This is a genomic window from Nocardia stercoris (assembly GCF_003696265.1).
Lineage (GTDB): Bacteria > Actinomycetota > Actinomycetes > Mycobacteriales > Mycobacteriaceae > Nocardia > Nocardia stercoris.
Genome location: NZ_RFFH01000004.1, coordinates 13,185 through 39,380, shown reverse-complemented (window position 1 = coordinate 39,380; position 26,196 = coordinate 13,185). Strand labels below are relative to the sequence as shown.

Genomic DNA, 26,196 nt, shown 5'->3' with positions numbered 1-26,196 from the left:
TCGACTCATCGGACGCCGATCCGGGTGCAGCACAAAGTAATCCCGCATCCCAAGGAAAGGCATATCGATGTCCGATGAGCTGGCTGCAGTATGCGACCGGCACCGCGCCGTGCTGCAGAAGGCTGTCACGGAGTACCGCTGGCAACTGTCCCGCCGCACCGAATACCTCGAGCCCGGCCGCGCCCAGCTGCTGCGCGACCAGGCCGAACGGCGGATCGAGGCGTTGCAGATCGACCCGGTACGTCATCGCGACCTGGACATCCGCGCGTATCTCGCCGTGCGCGACGGACTGCCACTGCGCTACGACGCCCGCCAGCGGGTGTTCGTGGCCCGCCGCGGCCGCGACGACGTGACCATCCGGCCCAACAGCGCCGAACGCCGGCTCGGCATCGTCGCCCGGCTCGCGACGGCCGGTGTGGCCCTGGACCAGATCGTCACCGTCGCGACGGCCGTCGCCGCCGGCCCGGCCCGGCGCACGGTCTGCACCCGGCCGGGCCACCGGTGACACCTCAGTCGTCCGGCGACTCCGTGGTCGTGCCGACCACCACGGCCTCGGAGACCGGACCCAGGTGCTTGTGCACCAGATACTGCTGCACGAACGTCCAGACACTGTTGCTGGCGAAGTAGACCAGGATGCCCATCGGCATCAGCAGCCCGCTGATCAAGCTGCCCAACGGGAACAGCCACAGCGTCATCCGGTTGATCACCGCGAGCTGCGGTGTCGGCGCGGTCTGCCGGGTGATCGAATGCCGCGCGGTCAGATGCGACATCACACCCGACAGCACCGCCAGCGGAACGGCCACCACCGCGACCGCGAGGAACGAACCGCCCGAGGTCGCCAGCGTGGCCGACAGCGGCGCGGTCAGCAGTTTGGCGTGCAGGAACGACTGCACTTGCTCCGGGGAGAACACGTAGTTCGCCGTCGCCGCGTTCTGCGCGGCGGTCAGGCGCGCGTGACTGCCCGCGAACGGCAGCAGCGACGATCCGGCGGTGGTGCGGTCGAAGCTGCGCAGCACGTGGAACAGGCCGATGAACATCACCAGCTGCGCCGCCACCGGCAGGCAGCCGGCCAGCGGGTTGAACCTGTGCTCGCGTTGCAGCGCGGCCACTTCGGCGGCCAGCCGCTCGCGGTCGTCGGCGTACCGCTGCTGCAGTTCCCGCATGCGGGGCTGAATCACGGCCAGCTGCCGGGAGAACCGCACCTGCGCCAGGAACGGCCGGTAGAGCAGCACGCGCAACGTCGCGACGAGACAGACGATGGCCAGGGCCCAGGCGGGACCGTCGGCCACACCCAGGACCGTGGCGAATCCGGTGTGCCACAGCCAGAGCACCGCGGACACCGGGTAATACACGAAATCGAGCATCGGGACACCTCACTGTGAGGTGCCCGCCGCGCACCGGGGCCGGGACGGCGGGGTCACGCGACGAGCGAAGGGGACGTCGGGCGGGTTACCGCCGGTCCACAATGCGGCCCGGCGGGATCACACGGCGACCGGGGGGCGTCCACGGACGAGTCCGCGACGCGACCGGTCAGGCGCACCCGCCCGGCGCGCGCGGGCGCGTGCGGCCGGCGGTATCCGGATTGCTCTGGCGCAGATAACTTCCCCGCCGCTGCTGGGCGGAGACGGGCAGACCCGTCCGCACCCGCGCGGGAACCGGACGGCGGTGCGCGGCCTGCGCGGCGACCGCCGCCAGGGCCAGCACGGCCGCGGTGCCCACCGCGAGCAGCGAATTCGGCTCACCGGCCGACAGGGCCACCGCGGCCCAGACGGAAACGACGAGCGCGCACAGCAGAACTGCCGTCGATCGAATCCGGGTGTCCATGATTCGCACAGTACTCCGCGATCGGGCCCCGACGGCGACTTGTCGGTCACCCGCACAGGTCCGATTCGCGATGCGGCGGTGCGGCACTCACTCGGCGAAGGCGGCGGCGCCCTCGAATTCGTCCAGCAATCGCATAGCTACATTGTCCATGGCGTGCTCGAGTTGCACGCGATCGCGCGGATCCTCGCCGTCCCACTCGGCGATCTGGCTGCCTACCCAGTTCCGCCAGCCCGCGGCGACCCGGTCGAATTCGGCCTGGCCGGTCGGCGTCAACCGGACCTTGTCGCCGTCCCATTCGATGTAGCCGTAGCGGTGGGCGCGGTCGTAGACCGGTTGCAGTACCTGCGGGGGCATCCGGCGCGGCGCCGCGATCGCGGCGAGGGTGGCGCCACCGCGGAAGCGCTGCAGCAGCCGCACCTGGGCCAGGGCCCAGGCCTGGTCCGGGCCGAGTTCGCTGTCCACCTCGGTCAGGATGTCCGGTCCGGGAATCTCCTTGGCCCGCAGCTTGCCCAGTAGACACGCGATCGAATGCTCCAGCAGCACTTCGCGATCCGGCGAGTCCGGGGCGGCGAAGCCGTTGCCCATCTCCGGCGCCTCGGCCCGCGCCGCACCGCGCAGCGGCACCTCCTTCAGGAACCAGGACACCACGAAACCGAGCACCGCCACCGGAATCACCCACTCGAACACATAGTTGATCGCTTCGGCATACGCGTCGATGATCGGAAGTGCCTGCGCCAGTGGAAGTTTGCGCAACAATTGCGGACTCTGCGCCACCGCTGGCGGCACCTCGGGCACTTTCGCCAGCGCGTCGCGCAGATTCGGCCCGATCCGATTCGCGAACAAGGTGCCGAAGATCGCCGTGCCGAATGTGCTGCCGAGCGTGCGGAAGAAGGTCACCCCGGAAGTCGCGGTGCCGAGATCGGAATAGGGCACGGTGTTCTGGACCGCGATGGTCAGCACCTGCATGGCGAGCCCGATTCCCAGGCCCATGACCGCCATGTACAACGATTCCCGCAACGTACCGGTATCGCGACCCATCGTGGACATCAGCCACAGCGCCACCGCCATCACCGCCGTACCGAGAATCGGGAAGATCTTGTACCGGCCGGTGCGGCCGACGATCTGCCCGGACAGGATCGAGGTGAACATCAGGCCCGCCACCAGCGGCAGAGTCCGGAAACCCGATTGGGTCGCCGAAACACCGTCCACGAACTGGAGATAGGTCGGCAGGTAGGTCATCGCCCCGAGCATGGCGAAGCCGACGATGAAGCTGAGGATCGAGCAGACGGTGAAGACGTTGCGGCGGAACAGCCGCAACGGCAGCATCGGTTCGCGCGCGCGGGACTCGACGAAGACGAAGACCGCGATCAGGATCACCGCCGCCACGAACAGGCCGATGATGACCGGTGACCCCCAAGCGTATTGGTGGCCACCCCACTCCAGCGCCAGGATCAGGCAGCTGACCCCGGCCGCGATGACCGCGATCCCGGCGTAGTCGACCACCGGTTTGGCCGCCGCCCGGATCCGCGGGATCGTGCGCTGCGCGACGAAGACCATGAGGATCGCGATCGGAACGTTCACATAGAAGCACCACCGCCAGCTGGCGTGGTCGGTGAACAGGCCGCCCAGGGTCGGGCCGATCACCGTCGTCACGCCGAAGACCGCGCCCATCGCACCCTGGTAGCGCCCGCGATCGCGCAGCGGAATCACGTCCGCGATCAGCGCCATCGCGGTCACCATGAGCCCGCCGGCGCCGACGCCCTGCACCGCGCGCGCCGCGACCAGCATCGCCATGCCGTTCGAGATCCCGGCCACCGCCGAACCGGTGATGAAGACGAGCCCGCTGATCTGGAAGACCACCTTGCGGCCGAACAGGTCACCGAACTTTCCGGCCAGCGCGGTCGCGACCGCCTCGGCCAGCAGGTAGGAGGTGACCACCCAGGACATGCGCCCGGAGCCGCCGAGATCGGCCACGATCGTGGGCAGCGCGGTGGACACGATGGTCTGATCGAGGGCGGCCATGAGCATGCCGAGAACAATTGTGACGAACACGACATTGGCGCGTGCCCGACTCACCTGCACAGGCGCGTCGTTCGAGGTCGCGACGGTCATTCGGTCAGTATTGTCGGGCCCCCGTAACCGAGAGCTACGACACGGCAGGCGCCAGTAACTTACTCTGAAGTAAGATCGGTCCGGTACCCGCCGCGCACCGATCTCCGACGACACTCGTGAGGTATGACACAGATGACCTGGAAGCCGAGCCAGATGCCGGACCAGTCCGGCCGCACCATCGTGATCACCGGCGCCAACGGCGGAATCGGCGCCCACACCACGCGGGCCCTGGCCGACCGGGGTGCGACCGTGATCATGGCCTGCCGCAACACCATGGCCGCGCAGTCGGTCGCCAACAGCATGCAGGGCGACGTCCGGGTCGCCGCGCTGGACCTGGCCGACCTGTCCTCGATCCGCGAATTCGCCGACAAAACCGGACCGATCGACGTCCTGATCAACAACGCCGGCCTGATGAACATCCCGTTCTCGCGCACCAAGGACGGCTTCGAAACCCAGTGGGGCGTCAACCATCTCGGGCACTTCGCGCTGACCGGCCTGCTGCTGGACCGGATCCGGGACCGGGTCGTGACGCTGGCGAGCATCGCCCACCGCCACACCCCCACCCTGCGGGTCGACGACCTCAACTACCAGAACCGGCGCTACCAGCGCAATGTCGCCTACGGCCAGGCCAAGCTGTCGAACCTGATGTTCGCGCGCGAACTGCAGCACCGGCTCGCGGCCGCGGGCTCGACGGTCCGCTCCTACGGCGTGCATCCGGGCGTCGCCGCGACCGACCTGTTCACCCGCACCGAGACACCACTGGACTGGGTGTCCAAGCCGTTCGTCGCGATATTCGGCCACTCGCCGCGCAAGGCGGCCGAGTCCAGCCTGTTCGCCGCCACCGAGACCGACGCCGACCCGGAGGTCTACTGGGGTCCGCGGCAGCTCGGCGGGATGCGCGGGCCGGTCCGGGCGTGCGGTTCCAGCAAGCTCTCCCAGGACCGTGACCTGCAGCGACGGCTGTGGGAGGAATCGGAGAAACTCACCGACGTGCACTACCGGTTCTGAACCCGCCGTCCCCGCTGCCCGGGCCGGTCCGCGCGCACTCCGACTACGGCCACTTGTAGTAGCGGAGTACCGTGGTGGGCGTGCCTGCCCTGTTCCGCCGCCTCGGCCTGATCCTGCTCGTGATCGCGGCCGCGACGACCTGCCTGCTCCTGGGCTGGTGGCAGTGGGGACGGTTCGACTCCAACTCCGGCACCGCGCAGAACCTCGGGTACGCCCTGCAGTGGCCGTTGTTCGCCGGGTTCGTGGTGTACGCCTTCTTCCGGTTCCTGCGGCTCGAGCGGCAAGCGCGAGTCGAGGAGGACGGCGAACCCCGGCCGGTCGCGACCCGCACGGCCGCACCGACCGAACTGCCCGCCGGCCTGCTGCCCGAGCGCCCGGCCGCACGGGTCGAGGAAGCCGACCGCGTCGTGACCGAGTACAACCGGCAGCTGGCGGCCCTGCACGGACGGCGGCTACCGTCAGCGGACGACGCCCGCCGGGCCGGCTGAGGGCACGCACCGAGAATCGAATCCCGAAAGGAACGCCGGTGAGTAGCACCGACAACAGCACCGAAACCGCCACCGCGCAGGCCACGGCCGCCGCACCCCAGGCAACCGCGAAGACCGCACGGATCGCCTCGGCGCTGACCCGGTACCGGGTGCTGGCCTACATCACCGGTGTATGGCTGCTCGTGCTGTGCGCGGAGATGGTCTACAAGTACCTGATCCTGTCCGACAGCCACACCGCACCGCACTGGCTGTTCTACATCGGCCAGGTCCACGGCATCTTCTACATGATCTACCTGGTCGTCACCGTCGACCTGGCGATCAAGGCACGGTGGAAGTGGACCACCACGCTGATCACCGCGCTGGCCGGCACCATTCCGCTGCTCTCGTTCGTGTGCGAGCACTACCGCACGCGCGAAGTCCGCGCCGCTTACCGCCTCTCCGCGGTTTGAGCGGGGGTCGAGTGCTCCCCTCCACTCCGCTTTTGAGCGGACGGCCTAGTGCTCCCCCGCCACTCCGCGTTTGAGCGGACGGCCGAATGCCGTCGCTTGTCGGCAACCCGTGGCGGCGGTGAGTCGCCGCACCGATCCCGGGCGTACCCGGCGAGTTACCCGGCCCGCGCGAAATCAGTTGTCGCTGGTGGCATTTTCCGAGATCGCCAGGGAGCGCAGCGCCGGAAGTAGGGCCGTCAGGGCGCGGGCTCGGTGTGATACGGCGTTCTTCTCGGTCGGGTCGAGCTCGGCCGAGGTGCGGGTGCCGCCCTCGGGGACGAACAGCGGGTCGTAGCCGAAGCCGTTGGTGCCCACCGGGGTTCGCAGCAGGGTGCCCGGCCATTCGCCGCGGACCACGGTTTCTCCGGCGGCGCTCACCAGGGCGCAGGCCGAGACGAAACGGGCGCCGCGACGGTCGTCGGGGACGTCCGCCAGCTGGGCCAGCAGCAGGGCATTGTTGGCGGCATCGTCGCCGTGGCGGCCCGACCAGCGCGCCGACAGCACACCGGGCATACCGTTGAGCGCGTCCACCGACAGCCCGGAATCGTCTGCGACACAGGGCAATCCGGTGGCCGCGAAGCCCTCGCGGGCCTTCAGCAGAGCATTGCCCTCGAAGTCCGGTTCGGTCTCGGGGGCCTCCGGGTACGCCGGCACCTCGTTCAGGCCCACGACCTCGAGCCCGGCCACGCCCGCGTCGGCCAGGATGCGGCGCAGTTCGTTCAGCTTCTTGCTGTTCCGGCTGGCGACCAGGACCCGGCGGACCATCACTTCTTCTTCGGCTCGGGCAGCACGCCCGGATACGGCAGCGCGAGCGCCTGCTTCTGGATCGCGAACAACTGCTCACAACCGGCGAGCGCGGAGTCCAGCATCTTGTCCAGGGTGGAACGCGGGAAGGTGGCACCCTCACCGGTGCCCTGGATCTCGACCAGCGTGCCGGTGTCGGTGGCGACCACGTTCATGTCCACCTCCGCGCGCGAGTCCTCCTCGTACGGCAGGTCCAGGCGCACCCGGCCGTCGACCACGCCCACACTCACCGCGGCGAGCGCGCACGAGATCGGCTGCGGGTCGGTCAGCGCGCCGGCCGCGCCCAGGTAGGTGATCGCGTCCGACAGCGCCACATACGCTCCGGTGATCGCCGCGGTCCGGGTGCCACCGTCGGCCTGCAGCACGTCGCAGTCGATGGCGATGGTGTTCTCGCCCAGCGCCGCCAGGTCGATACAGGCCCGCAGCGAGCGCCCGACCAGCCGGCTGATCTCCTGGGTGCGCCCGCCGACCTTGCCCTTCACCGACTCTCGCCCGCTGCGAGTGTGCGTCGCGGCCGGCAGCATCGCGTATTCCGCTGTGAGCCAGCCCAATCCGGAGTCACGCCGCCACGGCGGCACCCCCTCGGTGACGCTGGCGGTACACATCACCCGCGTCTGCCCGAACTCCACGAGCACCGAACCCGCAGGATGCGTGGTGAATCCACGCGTGATCGTCACCTGGCGAAGCTCGTCGTCCGCCCTGCCATCCGCTCGTCTCGACACACGAGCACCTTACTGTGCCACCCGCCCGTCACCGAGCACGGCACCGAAACGGCGGGTCCGCGCCCGGACGCCGGGCGACGGCAGGACCGAAACGCTACGGCGGGCACCACTCGGGCCGACGGCACCGGCGACCCGATCTCGATCACCGAGACGACCCACATGCGACCGTATCCCGAGGCGGACACAGACCTCTGTCCGCGAACCGATCCTCGAGCTCTACGAGATGTCGATGACCTCGCCCGGTGAGACGGCGTGGACCGGGCCGTCGAACTGTGCCTTCGCCTCGGCGATCACGTCCTCGCGGGAGGTCCACGGGGGGATGTGGGTGAGCAGGAGTTCGCGCACGCCGGCGCGGGCGGCGATCATGCCCGCCTCGGTGCCGGAGAGGTGGATACCGGGCGGGCGGTTGTCGGGGTCGTGGGTCCAGGAGGCCTCGGCCAGCAGGAAATCGGCGCCCTCGGCGAGCTCGAACACCTCCGGGCAGAGCGCAGTATCGCCGGTGTAGACCAGCACGCGGCCCGAGGCGGTGGTGATGCGCAGGCCGTAGGACTCCGGCGGGTGGAACATCCGGCGGGCCTCGACGGTGTGGCCGGGACCGAACGGGATCGGCTCGCCGACCGTCCACTGCCGCATGTCGATGACGTCGGACCAGTCGTCGGTCTCGCCGCCGATCTCCGCGGACGCGTTACCGATGCGCAGCGCGGTGTCCGACGGGCCGTACACCGTGGCCCGCCCGACCGCGGGGGTCGGGTGATAGCGCCGCCAGACCAGCAGCCCCGGCAGGTCCAGGCAGTGGTCGGCGTGCAGGTGAGTCAGGAAGATGTCGACATCGGACGGATTCACGTGCCGCTGCAGGGCACCCAGGACGCCGGGACCGAAATCGATGACGGTCGGCGTCATGTCGGTACCGGTCAGCAGATAGCCCGACGCCGGCGAATCGGGACCGGCCACACTGCCCGAACATCCGATGACCGTGAGGCGCATGTCCCCATGCTGCCACGCTGCGGATTCACTCACCGGACGATCCCCCCGTTTCGCACCCGGCCGGACGTTTGCTCACCCGGCCGACGCGCGCCGGCCGATTTCCTCGCGACGATGACGACGTGCATCCCCAGAGAGTACCCAGGCCGACACCAATCCACCCACCGCCCCGAACAGGTGGCCCTGCCAGGAGATTCCGGGCTGTCCGGGCAACACACCCAGCAGAAGTGAGCCCCACAACACCGCGACCACCAGACCTACCACGATCTGCCACAACGAGCGGACGAACCAGCCGCGCGCGATGACATAGGTCAGCCAGCCGAACCCGAGCACCGAGGCCCCGATCTCCACTGTGCCGATATCTCCCGTGAGCCACACCCCGACGCCGCCGACCACCCAGATGATCGCGGTCGCCGCGAGTCCGCGCCCGACCCCGAACAGCAAGGTCAGGAAACCCAGCACCAGAACCGGCACGGTGTTGTCGATCAGATGGGTCCAATTGGCGTGCAGCAGCGGCGCGAACAGGATGCCGGTCAGCCCGTCGAGGCTGCGTGGGCGCACCCCCTGCTGATCGAGTCGCTGCCCGCTCGCGACATTGACGGCCTCGATCGCGTACAGCAGGGCGACGAACCCGACGGTGAGCACCACCGACTGCTTCGCCACCTCGACTCCCGTGCCACTCGAACGCTGCTGCGGCACACCGGAACTCCCGATCGGAGTGGTCACGCGATCACCTCCCGTGGGACCGGGCTGGTTGAACAGCGCGGCCGGCGCCTCGACGCCGACGGCCGGACTGCGGAACCGGTCCTCGTTTCTTCGAGGGTACCGATCCGCGGCCCGGCCGCAGGGGTGCTCAGGTATTCGTCAGGCCCAGAGCTGGCCTTCGAGCCGTTCCTCGGCCTCTTCGAGCGTGCCGTCGTAGGCGCCGGTCGACAGATACTTCCAGCCACCGTCGGCGACCACGAACGCGATGTCGGCGGTCTTGCCCGCCTTCAGCGCCTTGTTACCGATGCCGATCGCGGCGTGCAGGATCGCGCCGGTGGAGATGCCGGCGAAGATGCCCTCCTCGCCCACCAACTCCCGGGTGCGCCGCACCGCGTCGTACGGGCCGACCGAGAAACGCGTGGTCAGCACCGACTCGTCGTACAGCTCCGGGATGAAACCCTCTTCGAGATTGCGCAAGCCGTAGACGAGTTCGCCGTATCGCGGTTCCGCGGCGACGATCTCGATGCCCGGCACCTTCTCGCGCAGGAACCGGCCGGTGCCCATCAGGGTGCCGGTGGTGCCCAGGCCGGCCACGAAGTGCGTGATCTCCGGCAGGTCGGCCAGGATCTCCGGGCCGGTGCCCTCGTAGTGGGCGAGCGCGTTGCCGGGGTTGCCGTACTGATACAGCATCACCCAGTCCGGGTGCTCGGCGGCGATCTCCTTGGCCATGGCGACCGCCTGGTTCGAGCCGCCGGCCGCCGGGGAGTCGATGATCTCGGCACCGAACATGGTCAGCAGCTGACGCCGCTCGACCGAGGTGTTCTCCGGCATCACACAGATCAGCCGGTAGCCCTTCAGCTTGGCCGCCATGGCCAGCGAGATACCGGTGTTGCCGCTGGTCGGCTCGAGGATCGTGCAGCCCGGGGTGAGCTTGCCTTCGGCCTCGGCCTGCTCGATCATCCGCAGCGCCGGACGGTCCTTGATCGATCCGGTGGGGTTACGGTCCTCCAGCTTGGCCCACAACCGCACGTGGTCGTCGCCGTCCCATTTCGGCGACAGCGTGCGCAGGCCCACCAGTGGGGTGTTGCCCAGGGTGGCGATGAGCGACTCGTAGCGCGCCATGATTACGCGGCGCCACCGGCGACGGCGGGAAGGATGGTGACCGAGCCGCCCTCGGGCACCTCGGCGTCCAGGCCGCCGGCGAAGCGCACGTCCTCGTCGTCGATGTAGATGTTGACGAAGCGGTTCAGCTTGCCGTCCGACAGCAGCTTCGCCTTCAGGCCCGCGTAGCTGCTCTCCAGGTCGTCGATCAGCGCGGCGAGGGTGGCGCCACTGGCCTGCACCCGCTTCTCGCCGCCGGTGAGGGGACGCATGATGGTGGGGATGGACACGGTGACCGGCATGGTTACTCCTTGTATCTGTCAGACCTGTGCGGGAAGTATCTGCACCGGCTCTTCGGTGACGACGCCCTCGGCGATGCGGTAGCTGCGCAGCTCGTGCTGCTCGGGGTCGCGGGTCGAGATGAGGACGTAGTGCGCGTTGGGCTCGGACGCGAACGAGATGTCGGTGCGACTCGGGTAGGCCTCGGTGGCGGTGTGCGAGTGGTACACCACGACCGGTTCCTCGTCGTTGTCGTCCATCTCGCGCCAGATCTTCAGCTGTTCGCCGGAGTCGAAGCGGTAGAAGGTCGGCGAGCGCTCGGCGTTGATCATCGGCACGATTCGTTCCGGGCGGTCCGATCCCTCCGGTCCGGCGATGATCCCGCACGCCTCGTCCGGATGATCGGCGCGAGCGTGCGCCACCATGGCCGCCACGAGGTCGGCCCGGATAACCAGCACAGTCGATTCCTTCCGCTAGCGCCACAGCAGCACCAGGGCGCACAGCTGTCGTCAACTGTCCAGAATATTCGCCTATTCCCGGCGGGCGCCCTGCGGGCCCTGTGATCGATCCCGCTGCTCATCGCTCACCGCGACGCCCGCGTCGCGCAGTTCGTCGAGCACCCTGCCGGTGTTCGCCGGCGCGACCGCGGCGCTCAGATCCAGCAGCAGCTCGGTGTCGAAACCGGCGGCCCGGGCGTCGAGCGCGGTGGCACGCACACAGTGGTCGGTGGCGAGACCGCAGACCGCCACCCTGTCGACGCCGCGGCCGCGCAGCCAGTCCGCCAGCGGTTCGCCGACCGGGGTCACGCCCTCGAAACCGGAGTAGCTGGCGCTGTAGGCGCCCTTGGAGAACACCTGCTCGACCCGGGTGGTGTCGAAGGCGGGGTGGAATTCCGCGCCCGGGGTCTCGGCGCGGCAGTGCGGCGGCCAGCTGTCCACGTAATCGGGCTGATCGGAGAAGTGGCCGCCCGGGTCGACGTGGTAGTCGCGGGTGGCCACGACCACGTCGTAGTCGTGGGACGCCAGGTGTGCGCTGATCCGGGCCGCCACCGCCGCGCCCCCGTTCACCGCTAGTGATCCCCCCTCACAGAAGTCGTTCTGGACGTCGACGACGATCAGTGCCGTGGTCATTTCGCTCCCATCGACCGGCTTGCCCTCATTGTAGGAAGGTCGTCGGGATCGCGGGTTCGCCGGCGGAGAGCTTGAGGCCCTCCCAGGGCAGGCTGATCAGGCCGCGCGCCACCAGCTCACGCGACTGGGCCAGGGTCGGCAGGTCGGCGACCGGTTTACCGCCGCGGACCAGCGGGATCTGCAGGTCCCGCACGGTGAACGCCTCCTGGGCCGGGGCGTCCTGCCCGGCCCGCAACACCAGTTCCTCCACGATCGTGCCACTGCGCCGGGACAGCCGCACCGCACGCTTGGTGCCGCCGCGGGACTCCTTGTGACTGGACCGTTTCGCGACCGGACGGCCCTGGACCTCGACCAGTTTGTAGACCATCCCGGCCGTCGGCGCCCCGGATCCGACGACCAGCGCGGTGCCCACGCCGTAGGAATCGACCGGTTCGGCGCGCAGTGCCGCGATGGCGTACTCGTCGAGGTCGCCGGACACGACGATCCGGGTGCGGACCGCGCCGAGCGCGTCGAGCTGTTCGCGAACCTGACGGGCCATCACGCCCAGGTCTCCGGAATCGATTCGGACCGCGCCCAATTCGGGTCCGGCGACCTCGATCGCGGTGGCTACGCCCTGGGCGATGTCGTAGGTGTCGACCAGCAGGGTGGTACCGAGGCCCAGGGTCTCGATCTGGCTGCGGAAGGCCGCGGCCTCGTGAGCGCCGTCGGATCCGCTGTGCAGCAACGTGAACGCGTGCGCGCTGGTGCCCGCGCCGGGAATCCCGAAGCTGCGGACCGCCTCCAGGTTCGAGGTGGCGTCGAAGCCGGCCAGGTAGGCGGCGCGGGCGCTGGCCGGCGCCGCCAGTTCGTGGGTGCGGCGCGACCCCATCTCGATCAGCTGCCGGCCGCCGGCCGCGCTGACCATCCGGGCGGCGGCCGACGCGATCGCGCTGTCGTGGTTGAGGATCGACAGGATCAGGGTCTCCAGCACCACACATTCGGCGAAGCTGCCGCGCACGGTGAGGATCGGCGAGCCGGGGAAGTAGAGCTCGCCCTCGCGGTATCCGTCGATATCGCCACCGAAGGTGAACTCGCGCAACCAGTTCAGGGTGCGCTCGTCGGAGAAGGCGGCGACGACCTCGAGTTCGGGCTCGGCGAAGCGGAACTCGGCGAGCGCGTCGAGCAGGCGGGCGGTGCCCGCCACGACACCGTAGCGGCGGCCGGGCGGCAACCTCCGGGCGAAGACTTCGAAGCTGCAGTCGCGGGCCGCCGACCCGTCGGCCAGCGCGGCGGCCAGCATGGTGAGCTCGTACTGGTCGGTCAGCAGCGACGTGGCGGCACGCAAGGGGGTGGACACGGTCGCCACTGTAGAGCGCCCCGGACCACGCCGCCTGTGGCGCGCACGTGAACACCTCTGTTGTGGATTCGGGGTGAGGTCGTACCCTCTTGGTTATGGCTCTGTGCAAAGAGGACATCGTCCGGGTCGTTGCCGGTCCGGCCGGTGGTTACTCGGGTATGTCGGCGGCGCAGGCCACGCCCGAAGCGGTCGAGGCCACCGAGATCCTGGAGGCGGAGGACCGCCCGTGGGTGACCGTGGTCTGGGACGACCCGGTGAACCTGATGCACTACGTGACCTACATCTTTCAGAAGCTCTTCGGCTACAGCAAATCGCGAGCTACCGAACTGATGATGCAGGTCCACAACGAGGGCAAGGCCGTGGTGTCCGCCGGTTCCCGCGACAAGATGGAACACGACGTCCAGCGCCTGCACGCGGCCGGACTCTGGGCCACGATGCAACGCGACAAATAACCCGCGACCACCACCTCCGGGCACCGGCACGCTCGGGCGATACCGTAGGTCCGTGCGCAAGTGGACCAGGAAGACCTCGCTGAGCGGGCTGCGCCTGCGCTCGGAGATGGACGCGCGGGAGGCCGAGGTGCTGCGATCGCTCGTCGGCGCCGTCACCGGCCTGCTGACCGATCGGGCCCAGTCCGCCCCCCAGGACGACCTGGCCGCCCTGACGGGGCTGCAGGTGGGCAATACGACCCCGCCGGAAGACCCCCGGCTGGCCCGCTTGCTGCCGGAGTTCCACCGCAGCGAGCCGGGCTCCCCCGATGCCGAGCGCGCGGGCCTCAACAGCGCGCTGCGTGGGCTGCACGAGCCCGAGATCATCGCGACCAAGATCGCCGCCGGCTCGGTGGTGCTGGAGACGCTGCCGCCGCAGGGCGGCAAGATCGTGCTCACCGCCGAGCAGGCCGACGCCTGGCTGACCGCGCTCAACGACGTGCGGCTGGCCCTGGGCACCGCCTTGGGCGTGGACGCGGACACCCCGGATCGCCTCGACTCCGCCGACCCGCGGGCGCCGCATCTGGACGTCTACCACTGGCTCACCTGGATGCAGGATTCCCTGCTGACCGCCATGGCGCCCTAGCCGGGCCCGGAGACAGCGCTGTACGACCGCCGCAACCGTGCCGCACATCCGGCTACGTCAAGCCCACTGGACAGCTGGGTTGCCGAGCATCGAACCCGTCGGTCGCGGTGATCGGCTCAGGCCAGGAAGGCGGCGAGGGCGGATCCGACCGCGGCCGGGTTCTCCACCTGCGGATAGTGACCGGTCGCGGGTTCGTCGTCGAGCACGACGAATTCGGCCCGCGGCAACCGTTCCCGCAGTCGCGGGAGCAGATGACCGCCACTGATCGGATCGGCCGGGCCCCAGACGAACAGTGTCGGACCGGGATACGACTCGAGAGCCCGCTGCCAGCGCTGGGCCTGCGCCCGCCGCTCGGCGTGATAGCGGTTGAGCGCCCATTGAACTCGCAGTCCACCACCGGCGGTCATGGCGAGCCACATCTGATGCAGCTCCGCGACCGGTACCGGGCGGCCCAGGATGCGGTCCAGGGTCAGCCGGAAGCTGCGCTCGGTCATCAAGCGGCCCAGTAGTTTTCCGGCCGGACCGATCATCGCGCGCTGAATCGCCAAGGGCCGGTACAGGTCCACGTAGAGGCCGCCGTTGAGCCAGGCCATCCGGGTGATCCGGGCCGGATCCCGGGCCAGCAGCTCCTGGCCCACACTGACCCCGTAATCGTGTGCGACCAAAGCTGTTTCGGTGCCGCCGAAGTGCTCCCAGACCCGTTCGACCAGATCGGCCTGCGCGGTGAGCCGGTACTCGTGCGGGTATGGCTTGGCGCTCGCGCCGAAGCCCAGGAAGTCGAGCACGGTGACCCGGCACCCCGCGTCCACCAGGGCCGGCAGGATCGGCGCCCAGTCGTGCGAGGACGTCGGATACCCGTGCAGCAGGGTCACCGGCCGCCCCTCGGGCGGGCCGTCCTGCCGCACGAACACCGTCGATCCGTCGAGATCGACGCGCTCCCCGCCCGCTACCCATTCCGCCCAGGTCGATGCCATGAGTCCCCCTCGCTCGGATGCGATTTCCCCCAGGACGCTACGCCGACCGGGCTGCCGCCGACCAGACCGCGATCCGTTCCCGCACACCTTGCCGCGCCCGAACCGCAGCGGCCGCACGCGGTCCGATCGTGCCGCGGCCACACCGCCGCACCGGCGAGCGTGCCCGGGCCACACCGCCGCCCGCCCGGGCCACACCGCCGCCCGCTCGAGCCTCCGCCGCCCGCTCGAGCCCGCACCGAGCCCTTCGGGGCCCGCGCCGGCGCTTCGGGCCCGCGCGGCCTTGTCGGTGCCGCGCAGTACTCTGCTCGGGTGCCTGAACTCCCCACCGTCCCCCGCCTGTTGACCACCGCGGTCGAGGCGCTGGGCGGGGTGTCGCGTAGCGGTCAGCAGACCATGGCCGCCGCGGTGGCGCACGCCATCGACACCAAGGAGCATCTCGCGGTGCAGGCGGGGACCGGCACCGGCAAGTCGCTGGCATACCTGGTGCCCAGCCTGCGGCACGCGGTCGCCAGCGGTCGTACGGTCGTGGTGTCCACGGCCACCATCGCGTTGCAGCGCCAGCTGGTCGACCGCGACCTGCCGCGGCTGGCGCAGGCGCTGGAGAAGCCGCTCGGGCGGGCGGCGAAGTTCGCGATCCTCAAGGGCCGCAACAACTATCTCTGCTTGAACAAGATCAACAGCGTGATCCCGGACGAGCCGGCCGAGGCCGAGCTGTTCGACGCGTTCGCCATCTCCCGGCTGGGCCGGGAGGTGCAGCGGCTCAACGAATGGGCCTCCGACACCGAGACCGGCGACCGCGACGAGCTGGCCCCCGGCGTCAGCGATCGCGCCTGGCGGCAGGTCAGCGTCTCCGCGCGCGAGTGCCTGGGCAAGTCGCGCTGCCCGTTCGGCCAGGACTGCTTCGCCGAGCGGGCCCGCGCCGAATCCGGGCAGGCCGACGTGGTCGTCACCAACCATGCCCTGCTCGCCATCGACGCCATCAGCGGCATCCAGGTGCTGCCCGAACACGATGTCGTGGTGATCGACGAGGCCCACGACCTGGTCGACCGGGTCACCGGCGTCGCCACCGCCGAACTGTCCACCACCGCCATCACCGCGGCCGCCCGCCGCTGCGGCAAACTCGTCGACGAACGCGAGATCGACCGGCTGGACCAGGCCGCCGAGGCCTGGCACACCTTCCTCGACGAGCTGACGCCCGGCCGGTGGTCCAGTCTCCCCGACGGCGCGGCACCGGTGCTGGCCCTGATCCGCGATGCCGCGTGGAACTGCCGCACCGCGCTGTCCCCGCAGGGCGGCGCCCCCGCCGACCCGGAGACCACGGCCGCCCGCAATCTGGCCCTGGCCGCGATCGACGAGGTGCACGATGCGGCCGTCCGCGTGCTCACCACCTTCGACGAGCCCGATCCGGCCGCCCAGCGCGACGTGATCTGGCTCGCCGCCGAGGAGGTCCGCAACGTCGAGCGCCGCACCTTGCACATGGCCCCGCTGTCGGTCGGCGGCCTGCTGCGCAGCCGCCTGTTCGCCACCGCCACGGTGGTGTTGACCTCGGCGACGCTGCAGGTGGGCGGGTCGTTCGACGGGCTCGCGGTCACCTGGGGGTTGCCCGCCCAGTCCGGCGGGAAGGTCGACCCGGCGCTGGCCAACGGCGCCGAGGCGCCCGCGGACGCCGGTGTGCTGCGCTGGAATTCGCTCGATGTCGGTTCGCCGTTCGATCACGCGAAGGCCGGCATCCTCTACATCGCCAAACATCTGCCGCCGCCCGGCCGCGACGGCCTGACACCGGCCTTCCTGGACGAGATCGAGCGCCTGATCCGCGCGGCCGGCGGCCGCACCCTGGGCCTGTTCTCCTCGATGCGCGCGGCCAAGGCCGCGACCGAGGCGCTGCGCGAGCGGCTCGACACCCCGGTGCTGTGCCAGGGCGAGGACGCCACCGGCCTGCTGGTCCGCAAGTTCGCCGAGGACCCGGCCACCTCACTGTTCGGCACGCTGTCGCTGTGGCAGGGCGTCGACGTGCCCGGCCCCTCGCTCAGCCTGGTGATCCTCGACCGCATCCCGTTCCCGCGGCCCGACGACCCGCTGCTGGTCGCCCGGCAGCGCGCGGTCGAGTCCCGCGGCGGCAACGGGTTCCTGGCGGTGGCGGCCAATCACGCCGCGCTGCTGCTGGCCCAGGGCACGGGCCGGCTGTTGCGGGCCCCCGACGACCGCGGTGTGGTGGCGATCCTCGACTCCCGCCTGGTGTCGGCCCGTTACGGCGGCTACCTGCGGGCGTCGCTGCCGCCGTATTGGGAGACCTCCGACCCACAGATCGTGGAGAAGGCGCTGCGGCGGCTCACCGGCGCACCGAACTGAGTTATCACCCCCGAGTTCACCCCACGCAGGCCGTGATTGCGGGCACATCGCCGACGTACGATCGATGCCGTCACACAATCGGGACATTTGTTTCGATCGGAATTATTCTGGACTGCGGTGCGGTGGTGACCCCCCAATTCCCTCATCGCCGCATCGCCCCGATGCCCCCGCGTCGCCCGAGCGGCAGACCGGGGGCATCGACTTGCGAAATTCCCTCGGGCTCCGGCATTCCCGTCCGCTTCCGCTTGACCCGCACCCGCTTCGGTAGTTAGAAATGCGATGACTGCCGAACCGAGAATTCTCGACCCGGCCCGCTCGGAAGTGCACCCGTGGTTACCGATGTGATCGACGTGGCGACCGAGGTGACGGTCCCGCGCCGAGAGCTCTGGGATCTGCTCCTGGACGCCGACAGCTATGCGCGCCTGTTCCCGGGTATCGGCGCGTGCGAACCGATGAGTTCGGCTACCGGTATCCGGCTCCATCTCCGGCTCGGCACCGAGACCTCCGAGATCCGGACGCTCGATGTGACGCTGATCCCGGGCCGCGAGCCCGAGGCGCTGGAACTGCGGTGCGCCGAACTGGACGCCTCGGCGTCGGTCCGGCTGCTCGAGCACGGTGACGGCACACAGGTGCGGGTCGCGTGCGTGGCGGTCGATCGGCTGCACCCGGCCCTGGACTCGGTATCGGATTCCGTTGTGCAGGAATGGATCCGGGCCGGATTGCAGCGCATGGCCGATATCGCCACCGGCGCGCCGACCGCGACCGTGGTCAAGGTGGAGGGCACCGGGATCCGCAGTCAGGCCGAGACCGTGCGGCAGGTCCTCAGCACGGGCGTGATGCGTACGGTCCGCCCCGACATCGCTATGCGCCAGCTCGCCGAGCTGAACACCTGGGGGTTCACCCTGGCGGGCGGATATGCCAGTGCCGCAGCTCATTCGCCACGCCGGACCGCCCTGATCGACGACGGCGGGGTCCGCACCTTCGCCGAGGTCCACCAGCGCAGCGCACGCCTGGCCGGCGCACTGGCCGCGGCCGGGCAGGGCGCCGGGACGACGATCGGTGTCCTGTCCCGCAATTCCGCCGAACTGGTCGAAATACTTGTCGCCGCTACGAAACTCGGTGTCGACATGGTGTTGCTGAACACCGGCATGGCGGCGGTCGGGATAGCCGAAGTGGCCGAAATTCACAGATTCGCCGCGATATTCGCCGAACCTGCGCTGGCCGAACTGCTGCGTTACCTTCCCGACCAAGTACCGCATTACGCCACCGGTGGGCCCGCACCGGCAGGGTGGCGCGGTACGGTCAGCGCACTGATCGATTCCGGCGCACCGTATTCCACCAAACCGCGCCAGCCCGGTCAGCTGATCGTGCTGACCTCCGGCACCACGGGCTGCCCGAAGAGCGCGAAACGTCCACACCCCAAGGGTTTCGGGCCCGTGGTATCACTGCTGTCCCGAATTCCGTTGCAGATGAACGCGATCATGCTGATCCCGGCACCGCTGTTCCACACCTGGGGTCTGGCGGCCCTGCAGCTCAGTACCGCGTTGCGTTCGACCGTCGTGCTCGCGCAGCGGTTCGACGCGGAAGACTGCCTGCGTCTGGTCGCCGCGCACAAGGTGACGACCCTGATCGTGGTGCCGGTGCTGGTGAACCGGATCCTGGCCCTGCCCCCTGAGATCCGGGCCCGCTACGACACGTCCAGCCTGCGGGTCGTACTGAGCTGCGGCGCACCGCTTTCCGGTGCGACCGTGACGAGCTTCCGCGCCGCGTTCGGCGAGATTCTCTACAACATCTACGGTTCCACCGAGGTGTCCTGGGCGGCGATCGCCGACCCCGGCGACCTGCGGATCGCACCGACCACGGCCGGAAAACCGCCGTCGGGCACCCGGATCGCGATCCTCGGCCCCGACCGTCGGCCGGTGCCGGTCGGCGTGGTGGGGCGCATCTTCGTCGGCAACCAGCTGCTGTTCGACGGTTACGTCGACGCGAATGCGCCCGAGGCCGTCGACGACATGCTCGATACCGGCGATCTCGGCTACCTCGACGCCGCCGGCCGGTTGTTCGTGGCGGGCCGCGAAGACGAGATGATCAGCTCGGGCGGCGAGAACGTGTTCCCCCGGCCGATCGAGGAGGCCCTGGCCTACCTGCCGCAGGTCTTCGACGTCGCCGTGGTCGGGGTGCCGGATCGCGAATTCGGCCAGCGCCTGGCCGCTTTCATCGTCAAGTACCCCGATTCCGGTCTGGACGAGCACATGGTCCGCGCCTACGTCCGAAATCGCCTGGGCCGCTTCGCGGTACCGCGTGACGTCACCTTCGTCGACGCGCTGCCGCGCAATGCGACCGGAAAGATCCTGCGCAACAGCCTCACCGGCCCGCCGGGCTCATAGGATCGCGGCGACGAGCGCGAGCATCAGCACCAGCAGGCCGAGCATCATCGAGAGCATCGTCAGTCCCACGACCATCCGGGCGATTCCCACGGACCCGGCCGAACCCGGCAGCCGCCCGGCTCGTGCACCGGCGGTCCCGTCGCGCCGCACCCGGTAGTACACCTGTTCTCTGCCCGCCGGTTCCACCCGCACCTGCGCCTGCGCGACCCGGCGGACGTTTCCGTAGACGTGGCAGCGGAACATCACACTGTGCGTGCCGGGCGCGACCGGAACCGTCCAGGTCCCCCAGCCTCGTGCCACCACCACACCGTCGACAGTCGCCTCGGGCACGGTGGCCGCGAGCGTGGCGGCCTGCGCCATCTCCTCCCGCAGGCGCGGTACGTCCGCGCTCAACACCAGGGCGAGCAGTCCCGACTGGTCGACCGCGGTACTCGTCCGGCCGAATCCGTCCTGTACGTCCGACATGACCGCTCCCCTGGTTCGAATCGCTGTGACGACCCGAACTGTTGCCGGGATCGCCAATGATCGGCTTGCGATGCGCTTGTGCGGCAGACATTTCCGGCGACACCGGGGACGGCGTCAGGCGCGGGTGCCGTAGTCCCCCAGCCCGCGTTCGAGGAGTTCGAAGGCGTTGTCGGCCGCGGTGATCGCGTCGGGGAGCACCTGATCCGCGGATTCGCCCGCGAGCAGCCGACGGTGGTTCTCGGCGACGAGGGCGCGCCGGGCCGCGACGAGCAGGGCCGCGACCACACGCGCCGTGGTCGGGTCGCTGTCGCCGGCTTCGGTGACGAGTTCGGCGGCGAGCAATTCCTGTGCGCGGTTGTGGAAGTCGTGGGCGCGCTGCGCGAGGGCCGGGGTCTGCCGGACCAGTCGCTGCACATCCAGCACACCCGTCTGGTCGTTGAGGCCGCTGGCCGGGTCGAAGTCGGCGAGTGCGGCGCGGAAGTGCCGCCGCACCGCCGCGACCACCGATTCGCCGCGCTCGCGCTCGCGCACGACGGCGGCCAGTTCGCCGAGGTGTTCCTCCATCGGGCCGAGGACCAGGTCTTCTTTGGTGCCGAAGTAGTTGAAGACGGTCATCTTCGAGACGTTCGAGGCGGCGGCGATCTGGGCGACGGAGACGTTGTCGAATCCGTGCTCCACGAACAACTCCAGTGCCACCCGCCAGATCGACCGCGCGGTCTCGATCTTCTTGCGTTCACGCAGGCTCAGTCTCTCGGTCATGACCATAACTGTACCAGGATCAAAGTTGATCCCAGATCAAATATTGACCGGGTATAAATTATTCTCTACAGTCGTTCCCATGAACGCGAACACCGCCGACGCACCGGCGAACCCCATGTCCCCCAACCAGATCGGCGTGGCCAAGCTGCTCTGTCTGCTGACGATGATCCTGGCGATCCTGGACAGCAATATCGTGTCCGCCGCCATCGTCCCGATCGTGCGGGATCTCGACCCGGTCCACGGACTCGGCCACGTCACCTGGCTGGTAGCCGGATTCACCCTCGCGGCCACCGTGATGCTGCCGCTGTACGGGCGCCTCTGCGACATCTTCGGCGCCAAGCGCGTGCTGGTCGGCGCGCTGTCGGTCTTCCTGGCCGGATCCGCCCTCTGCGGCGCCGCCGCAACCATGACCGAACTGATCGCCTTCCGCGTCGTGCAGGGACTCGGCGCCGGCGGCCTGATGAGCGTGACCATGGTGGTCATGGCCCAGCTCGCCGGACCCGGAAAGGGCAAGGGCCCAGGCGCTTTGGGCGGCCTGATGGCCGGCTTCGGCATGGCGCTCGGCCCGCTGGTCGGCGGCCTGTTCGCCGACAACGGCAACTGGCGCTGGATCTTCTACCTGAACCTGCCGCTCGGCGCCGTGATCGTCGCCGGCCTGCTGTGGGCCGTCCGCATCCCCGCCCACACCACCCGGGCGGCCATCGACCTGATCGGGGCGGCCCTGGTCGCCGGCTTCACCGGTGCCCTGCTGCTGACCTGCGAATGGGGTGGCACCCAGTATGCATGGGGCTCGCCCACGATCCTCAGCCTGATCACCGCCGCCGTGGTGCTGCTCGCGCTGTTCGTGTGGCGGCAGGCCGTCGCGGACGAGCCGATCCTGCCGCTGTCACTGTTCTCGGTTCCGGTGCTGCGCCAGGGTTTCGCGATCCAAGCGCTGGTCGGCGCCGTCATGGGCGGCGCGATGATCGACCTCATGCTCTACCTGCAGACCGCCCGCGGCATCGGCGCCACCGACGCCGGCACCTACCTGGCGTTCATGGCCGGTGGGCTGATGGTGTCCGGCCTGGCCGGCGGCAAGTTCGACTGGTCGACCCGCACCGCCCTGCTCACCGGCACCGCGCTGCTCACCGCCGCCCTGACCGCCCTGGCCTGCACCGGCGAGCACACCTCGCTGTGGCTGATCCGCGGTGAACTGGTGCTGCTCGGGCTCGGATTCGGCCAGCTGCTGGGCAAATTGATCACCGCCGTGCAGGGTGCCGCGCCCCGCCACCAGCTCGGCGTCGCCACCACCGGCATCCGCTTCTTCCAGTCACTGGGCACCGCGGTCGGCGCGGCCGCCTCGGGCACGCTGCTCAACGGCTACTTCGAATCCACCGCCCCCAGCGTCAGCATGACCCGGATCACCGGCCTGACCGGGACCGCGCACGAGCACGCCATGTCCGCCTTCGTGTCCGGCACCGGCCTGGTGTTCCTGGCCGCCGCCGCACTGAGCGCCGTCGCGCTGCTGCTGTCCGCTCGCCTGCGCGAGCCGGTCGCGCCTACGGTCGCCGAGCCCAACGGTGAACTCGCCCTTGCCCGTTGATCACACACCGGAGCGTCGATGGCCACACCTGCCGAGCAGGTGTGGCCTTCGGCTGTCCGGATGTGCCGTCTGCTGCGGTGCGCCGGTCCGTCCGATCGGTCGTGGCTCGTCCTGGTCGCGGCGCTACACGGCCGCGACGACCAGCCCCAATTCGGCCGGTGTGGCCAGCAGTTCGTGGTTCGGCAGCACCCGCACGGTATAGCCGACCGCACCGGACAGTGGGAGTTCGGTGTCCACCGTGTAGGTGTGGGCGCCGTTGTCGGTGCCGGTGTGGATCATGGGGACGGTGGTGACGTCCGACAGGTCGTCGTCCTGGGACACCCGGCCCAGCACGGCTTCGACCGTGACGTCGGCGGGGTCGAGTCCGGCCAGGTCGATCTGCGTGCGCAGCGAGAACGGCGCGCCGATCAGCGGTGAGCCGGGCAGACCGGAGCTGTCCACGCCGCGGACCTTCACCTGCGGCCAGGCGGCTTCGATCCGGCGGCGGTACTCGGCGAGGTCGCGCGCGCCGGCGAAGTCCGAATTCGCAACGGCCGCATAGGCGGCCGCGGCCGGGGTGTAGTAGCCGACGGCGTAGTCGCGGACCATGCGCGAGGCCAGGACCCGCGGGCCCAGGGTCTGCAGGGTGTGGCGGACCATCTCCATCCAGCGCACCGGAGTGCCGTCGGCGTCGCGGTCGTAGAAGCGCGGCAGAACCGAGCGTTCCAGCATGTCGTAGAGGGCCGCGGCCTCCAGGTCGTCGCGGCGGTGCTCGTCGCGCACGCCGTCGGCGGTGGGGATGGCCCAGCCGTTCTCGCCGTCGTACATCTCGTCCCACCAGCCGTCGCGGATGGAGAGATTGAGGCCGCCGTTGAGCGCCGACTTCATGCCCGAGGTGCCGCACGCCTCCAGCGGGCGCAGCGGATTGTTCAGCCACACATCGCAACCCCAGTACAGGTAGCGGGCCATCGACATGTCGTAGTCGGGCAGGAACACGATGCGGTCGCGGACCGCGGGGTCGTCGGCGAAGCGGACCACCTGCTGGATCAGCGCCTTGCCGCCGTCGTCGGCGGGGTGGCTCTTACCGGCCACCACCAGCTGCAGCGGGCGTTCGGGATCGGTCAGCAGCGCGCGCAGCCGCTGCGGGTCGCGCAGCATGAGGGTCAGGCGCTTGTAGGTCGGTACCCGGCGGGCGAAACCGATGGTGAGCACGTTCGGGTCGAATGCCCGGTCCACCCAGTCCAATTCGGCCGCGACGGCACCGCGCTCCAGCCAGGACACGCGCAGCCGACGGCGGATCTCATCGATCAGGGTGCCGCGCAACGCATTCCGGGTCGACCACAGCTCCCGCAGGTCGACGTCGTGCAGCCGCTCCCAGCCGCGCGCCTCCTCGACCAGTTCGGGACCGACGAATTCCCTTGCCTTGTCGATCCATTCCCGCGCGGCCCAGGTCGGCGCGTGGACCCCGTTGGTGACCGAGCCGATCGGCACCTCGGCGGGATCGAAGCCCGGCCACAGCGGCGCGAACATGTCCCGGCTCACCTCACCGTGCAGCTGCGACACGCCGTTGGCCCGCTGCGCGAGTCGCAGCCCCAGGTGGGCCATGTTGAACACCGAGGGGTCCGCCTCCCGGCCCAGGGCCAGGATCCGGTCCACCGAAACGCCTGGCAGCAGCGGAGATTCGCGTTCCCCATGCGCGCCGCCGAAGTACCGGCGGACCAGTGCCGCGGCGAAACGGTCGATCCCGGCCGGCACCGGGGTGTGCGTGGTGAAGACCGTGCCCGCCCGCACCGCGGCCAGCGCCGCGTCGAAATCCAGTCCGCCGGCCATGAATTCGCGGATCCGCTCGATGCCGAGGAAGCCGGCGTGGCCCTCGTTCATGTGGAACACGTCGGGGTCGGGCAGGCCGTGCGCGCGGGTGTAGGCGCGCACCGCGCGGACCCCGCCGATCCCGGCCAGGATCTCCTGCCGGATCCGGTGATCCTGATCGCCGCCGTAGAGCCGGTCGGTGACCGAACGCAGGTCCGGATCATTGTCGGCGATATCGGAATCCAACAGCAGCAACGGAATCCGGCCCACCTGCGCGATCCACACCCGGGCCCGCAGGATCCGCCCCTCCGCCATCGGAACGTGGACCAGGACCGGCGCGCCGCCGTCGGTCAGCAGGGTCAACGGCAGGCCCTGCGGATCCAGATCCGGATAGCGCTCCACCTGCCAGCCGTCCGCGGTCAGCGACTGCCGGAAATAGCCCGAGCGGTACAGCAGGCCCACACCGATCAGCGGCAGGCCGAGATCCGACGCGGCCTTGAGGTGGTCACCGGCCAGAATGCCGAGACCACCGGAATAGTTGGGCAGCACCTCGGTGACACCGAACTCCATGGAGAAGTAGGCGATCCCCGCCACCGGCGCGCCGCCCTCGGCCCGGTACTGCTGGTACCAGCGCGGCCGGCCGAGATACTCCCGCAGCCCGGCCGCCGCCGACTCGACCGCCCGCAGATACGCCTCGTCACCGGCCAGCTCGTCGAGCCGCGCGGCGGGAACCTCACCGAGCATCCGGACCGGGTCCCGGCCGACCCGCACCCACAGTGCCTGGTCGAGCTGGGCGAACAGATCCTGGGTCGGTGTGTGCCAGGACCAGCGCAGATTCGTTGCCAGGTCGCCGAGCGCCGCCAGCGGGGCGGGCAGGTGGGCACGGACGGTGAATCGACGAAGTGCCTTCACCGGGACGACACTACAGGTCCGGACATCTCCGGCGGCGGCTACGAGCCGGAGCGAACCGTGCCGCGTCTACTTCAGCGTGCGCTCGAACAGCGCCAGCAGCGCGGTGCGGTGCCGGTCGGCGGCCTCGGCGTTGTAGGCGGCGGTATCGGGCTGGGTGTAGCCGTGGTGCGCGCCCGGGTACACCTCGGCGGCATAGCGCACACCAGCGGTCTGGAGGGCCTGTTCCAGGCGCTCGATCTGGGCCGGGGGCAGCGAGGGATCCTGGTCGGCGTGGCCGAAATACAGTTCCGCGGTGATCGCGCCCACCTCGAGGTGCGGGCTGTCGGGCGCGTCGTTGGCCAGGTTCCCGCCGTGGAAACAGCCGACCGCGGCGACCCGGTCCGGGTAGGCGGCCGCGGTGCGCAAGCCCAGGCGGGCGCCCATGCAGTAACCGGCGATCCCGACCGGACCCGGCGCGGCCTGCGGTGCGGCGGCCAGGAAGTCCAGGTAGGCACCGGCATCGGAGATGGCGGTGGCGGGGGTCAGCGCGGCGATCAGCGGGCGGATCGAGTCGAAGACGTCGTGACGCACCGAGGTGTCGATATATCCCGGCAGTTCGAGCACCGGCGCGGATCCCGCGCGATAGAACAGGTTGGGCACCAGGACCGTATAGCCCTGCGCGGCCAGATCGTCGGCGAAGGCGCGGACCACGGGCCGCAGCCCGAACGCGTCGGTGTACACCAGTACGGCCGGGTGCGCGGCACCGTCCGCGGGGTGGACGAAGTACGCGTCGGCTACACCGTCGGAGGTCTGCACATCCACCGACGCACCCTGTACCGCAGTCATCTGGGGCACCTTCCTGACGGAATCCGGCACGGCAATCCGACACCGTAGCACCGGGTGGGTGCCTGATCGGGGATTCGCGGGCCGGACCGCCCGGTGCACGCCG

General features: G+C 69.8%; 26 protein-coding genes. 9 read left to right on the top strand and 17 right to left on the bottom strand.

Translation table 11 applies throughout. The features are described from left to right. Positions 1-67 precede the first annotated feature (67 nt). Positions 68-505: a hypothetical protein gene (locus tag EBN03_RS11335; protein ID WP_147471537.1), complete on the top strand. Its 438-nt coding sequence runs from the start codon at positions 68-70 to the stop codon at positions 503-505. A 4-nt stretch (positions 506-509) separates the two neighbouring features. Here the strand turns inward: EBN03_RS11335 and yidC are convergent, their stop codons facing one another. The 3 genes from yidC to EBN03_RS11320 form a co-directional block, all read right to left on the bottom strand. Beyond that, positions 510-1,364 (bottom strand): membrane protein insertase YidC, encoded by an 855-nt coding sequence (gene yidC / locus EBN03_RS11330; RefSeq protein ID WP_122187951.1) that lies wholly within the window; start codon positions 1,362-1,364, stop codon positions 510-512. 166 nt (positions 1,365-1,530) lie between these two features. Then, positions 1,531-1,824 (bottom strand): DUF6412 domain-containing protein, encoded by a 294-nt coding sequence (locus EBN03_RS11325; RefSeq protein WP_122188358.1) that lies wholly within the window; start codon positions 1,822-1,824, stop codon positions 1,531-1,533. A gap of 87 nt (positions 1,825-1,911) precedes the next feature. Continuing rightward, positions 1,912-3,936 carry an MDR family MFS transporter gene (locus tag EBN03_RS11320; RefSeq protein ID WP_122187950.1) on the bottom strand — a complete coding sequence of 675 codons (2,025 nt, stop codon included), beginning with the start codon at positions 3,934-3,936 and terminating at the stop codon, positions 1,912-1,914. Positions 3,937-4,068: 132 nt separating this feature from the next. Here EBN03_RS11320 and EBN03_RS11315 point away from each other — a divergent pair, with 132 nt between their 5' ends. The 3 genes from EBN03_RS11315 to EBN03_RS11305 all read left to right on the top strand — a co-directional run bounded on the left by EBN03_RS11315 (position 4,069) and on the right by EBN03_RS11305 (position 5,881). After that, positions 4,069-4,944 (top strand): oxidoreductase, encoded by an 876-nt coding sequence (locus EBN03_RS11315; protein ID WP_122188357.1) that lies wholly within the window; start codon positions 4,069-4,071, stop codon positions 4,942-4,944. 71 nt (positions 4,945-5,015) lie between these two features. Beyond that, a complete protein-coding gene (locus EBN03_RS11310) occupies positions 5,016-5,432 on the top strand; it encodes a transcriptional regulator (RefSeq protein WP_407671126.1) in 417 nt (138 codons plus the stop codon). Positions 5,433-5,470: 38 nt separating this feature from the next. Next, positions 5,471-5,881: a DUF3817 domain-containing protein gene (locus tag EBN03_RS11305; protein WP_122187949.1), complete on the top strand. Its 411-nt coding sequence runs from the start codon at positions 5,471-5,473 to the stop codon at positions 5,879-5,881. A 174-nt stretch (positions 5,882-6,055) separates the two neighbouring features. Here the strand turns inward: EBN03_RS11305 and EBN03_RS11300 are convergent, their stop codons facing one another. The 9 genes from EBN03_RS11300 to EBN03_RS11260 all read right to left on the bottom strand — a co-directional run bounded on the left by EBN03_RS11300 (position 6,056) and on the right by EBN03_RS11260 (position 12,978). Further along, positions 6,056-6,685 carry a non-canonical purine NTP pyrophosphatase gene (locus EBN03_RS11300; protein ID WP_122187948.1) on the bottom strand — a complete coding sequence of 210 codons (630 nt, stop codon included), beginning with the start codon at positions 6,683-6,685 and terminating at the stop codon, positions 6,056-6,058. Next, the gene (rph, locus tag EBN03_RS11295; RefSeq protein ID WP_122187947.1) at positions 6,685-7,446 is read right to left on the bottom strand and encodes a ribonuclease PH; all 762 of its coding nucleotides are present in this window, start codon (positions 7,444-7,446) and stop codon (positions 6,685-6,687) included. The genes EBN03_RS11300 and rph overlap by 1 nt, the downstream gene beginning before the upstream one ends. A gap of 216 nt (positions 7,447-7,662) precedes the next feature. After that, positions 7,663-8,430 carry a cyclic nucleotide-degrading phosphodiesterase gene (locus EBN03_RS11290; protein ID WP_122187946.1) on the bottom strand — a complete coding sequence of 256 codons (768 nt, stop codon included), beginning with the start codon at positions 8,428-8,430 and terminating at the stop codon, positions 7,663-7,665. 72 nt (positions 8,431-8,502) lie between these two features. Continuing rightward, positions 8,503-9,153 carry a rhomboid family intramembrane serine protease gene (locus EBN03_RS11285; RefSeq protein WP_407671124.1) on the bottom strand — a complete coding sequence of 217 codons (651 nt, stop codon included), beginning with the start codon at positions 9,151-9,153 and terminating at the stop codon, positions 8,503-8,505. A gap of 138 nt (positions 9,154-9,291) precedes the next feature. After that, positions 9,292-10,254, bottom strand: a complete 963-nt coding sequence (locus EBN03_RS11280; protein WP_122187945.1) for a PLP-dependent cysteine synthase family protein — start codon at positions 10,252-10,254, stop codon at positions 9,292-9,294. 2 nt (positions 10,255-10,256) lie between these two features. Then, the gene (locus EBN03_RS11275; RefSeq protein ID WP_122187944.1) at positions 10,257-10,535 is read right to left on the bottom strand and encodes a MoaD/ThiS family protein; all 279 of its coding nucleotides are present in this window, start codon (positions 10,533-10,535) and stop codon (positions 10,257-10,259) included. Between the two features lie 18 nt (positions 10,536-10,553). Continuing rightward, a complete protein-coding gene (locus EBN03_RS11270) occupies positions 10,554-10,970 on the bottom strand; it encodes a Mov34/MPN/PAD-1 family protein (protein ID WP_122187943.1) in 417 nt (138 codons plus the stop codon). A gap of 72 nt (positions 10,971-11,042) precedes the next feature. Beyond that, entirely contained in the window at positions 11,043-11,642 is a 600-nt protein-coding gene (locus EBN03_RS11265) for an isochorismatase family protein (protein ID WP_122187942.1), read from the bottom strand. Between the two features lie 25 nt (positions 11,643-11,667). Continuing rightward, a complete protein-coding gene (locus EBN03_RS11260; protein ID WP_122188354.1) occupies positions 11,668-12,978 on the bottom strand; it encodes a nicotinate phosphoribosyltransferase in 1,311 nt (436 codons plus the stop codon). Positions 12,979-13,073: 95 nt separating this feature from the next. Between EBN03_RS11260 and clpS the strand changes: the two genes are divergently transcribed. Then, positions 13,074-13,430, top strand: coding sequence for an ATP-dependent Clp protease adapter ClpS (gene clpS / locus EBN03_RS11255; protein ID WP_199742738.1), 357 nt, complete (start codon positions 13,074-13,076; stop codon positions 13,428-13,430). Positions 13,431-13,482: 52 nt separating this feature from the next. After that, positions 13,483-14,052 (top strand): oxidative stress transcriptional regulator AosR, encoded by a 570-nt coding sequence (gene aosR / locus EBN03_RS11250; protein WP_122187941.1) that lies wholly within the window; start codon positions 13,483-13,485, stop codon positions 14,050-14,052. A 116-nt stretch (positions 14,053-14,168) separates the two neighbouring features. Here aosR and EBN03_RS11245 read toward each other — a convergent pair whose 3' ends face one another. Further along, complete coding sequence (locus EBN03_RS11245; protein ID WP_122187940.1) at positions 14,169-15,026, bottom strand: alpha/beta fold hydrolase; 858 nt, start codon at positions 15,024-15,026, stop codon at positions 14,169-14,171. A 309-nt stretch (positions 15,027-15,335) separates the two neighbouring features. On the opposite strand from EBN03_RS11245, the gene EBN03_RS11240 reads away from it, so the two are divergent. Then, positions 15,336-17,375, top strand: coding sequence for an ATP-dependent DNA helicase (locus EBN03_RS11240; protein WP_122187939.1), 2,040 nt, complete (start codon positions 15,336-15,338; stop codon positions 17,373-17,375). 329 nt (positions 17,376-17,704) lie between these two features. Next, complete coding sequence (locus EBN03_RS11235; RefSeq protein WP_122187938.1) at positions 17,705-19,762, top strand: AMP-binding protein; 2,058 nt, start codon at positions 17,705-17,707, stop codon at positions 19,760-19,762. On the opposite strand, the gene EBN03_RS11230 is transcribed toward EBN03_RS11235, so the two are convergent. Both EBN03_RS11230 and EBN03_RS11225 read right to left on the bottom strand, forming a co-directional pair. Then, positions 19,757-20,227 carry a hypothetical protein gene (locus tag EBN03_RS11230; protein WP_122187937.1) on the bottom strand — a complete coding sequence of 157 codons (471 nt, stop codon included), beginning with the start codon at positions 20,225-20,227 and terminating at the stop codon, positions 19,757-19,759. The two genes, EBN03_RS11235 and EBN03_RS11230, sit on opposite strands and share 6 nt — an antisense overlap. A gap of 114 nt (positions 20,228-20,341) precedes the next feature. Next, positions 20,342-20,986 (bottom strand): TetR/AcrR family transcriptional regulator, encoded by a 645-nt coding sequence (locus EBN03_RS11225; RefSeq protein ID WP_122188352.1) that lies wholly within the window; start codon positions 20,984-20,986, stop codon positions 20,342-20,344. 79 nt (positions 20,987-21,065) lie between these two features. Here EBN03_RS11225 and EBN03_RS11220 point away from each other — a divergent pair, with 79 nt between their 5' ends. Beyond that, positions 21,066-22,568, top strand: a complete 1,503-nt coding sequence (locus tag EBN03_RS11220; RefSeq protein ID WP_199742737.1) for an MFS transporter — start codon at positions 21,066-21,068, stop codon at positions 22,566-22,568. A gap of 123 nt (positions 22,569-22,691) precedes the next feature. On the opposite strand, the gene glgP is transcribed toward EBN03_RS11220, so the two are convergent. Beyond that, positions 22,692-25,268 carry an alpha-glucan family phosphorylase gene (gene glgP, locus EBN03_RS11215; RefSeq protein ID WP_122187936.1) on the bottom strand — a complete coding sequence of 859 codons (2,577 nt, stop codon included), beginning with the start codon at positions 25,266-25,268 and terminating at the stop codon, positions 22,692-22,694. A 66-nt stretch (positions 25,269-25,334) separates the two neighbouring features. Continuing rightward, the gene (locus EBN03_RS11210; RefSeq protein WP_122187935.1) at positions 25,335-26,093 is read right to left on the bottom strand and encodes a dienelactone hydrolase family protein; all 759 of its coding nucleotides are present in this window, start codon (positions 26,091-26,093) and stop codon (positions 25,335-25,337) included. Positions 26,094-26,196: the final 103 nt, after the last annotated feature.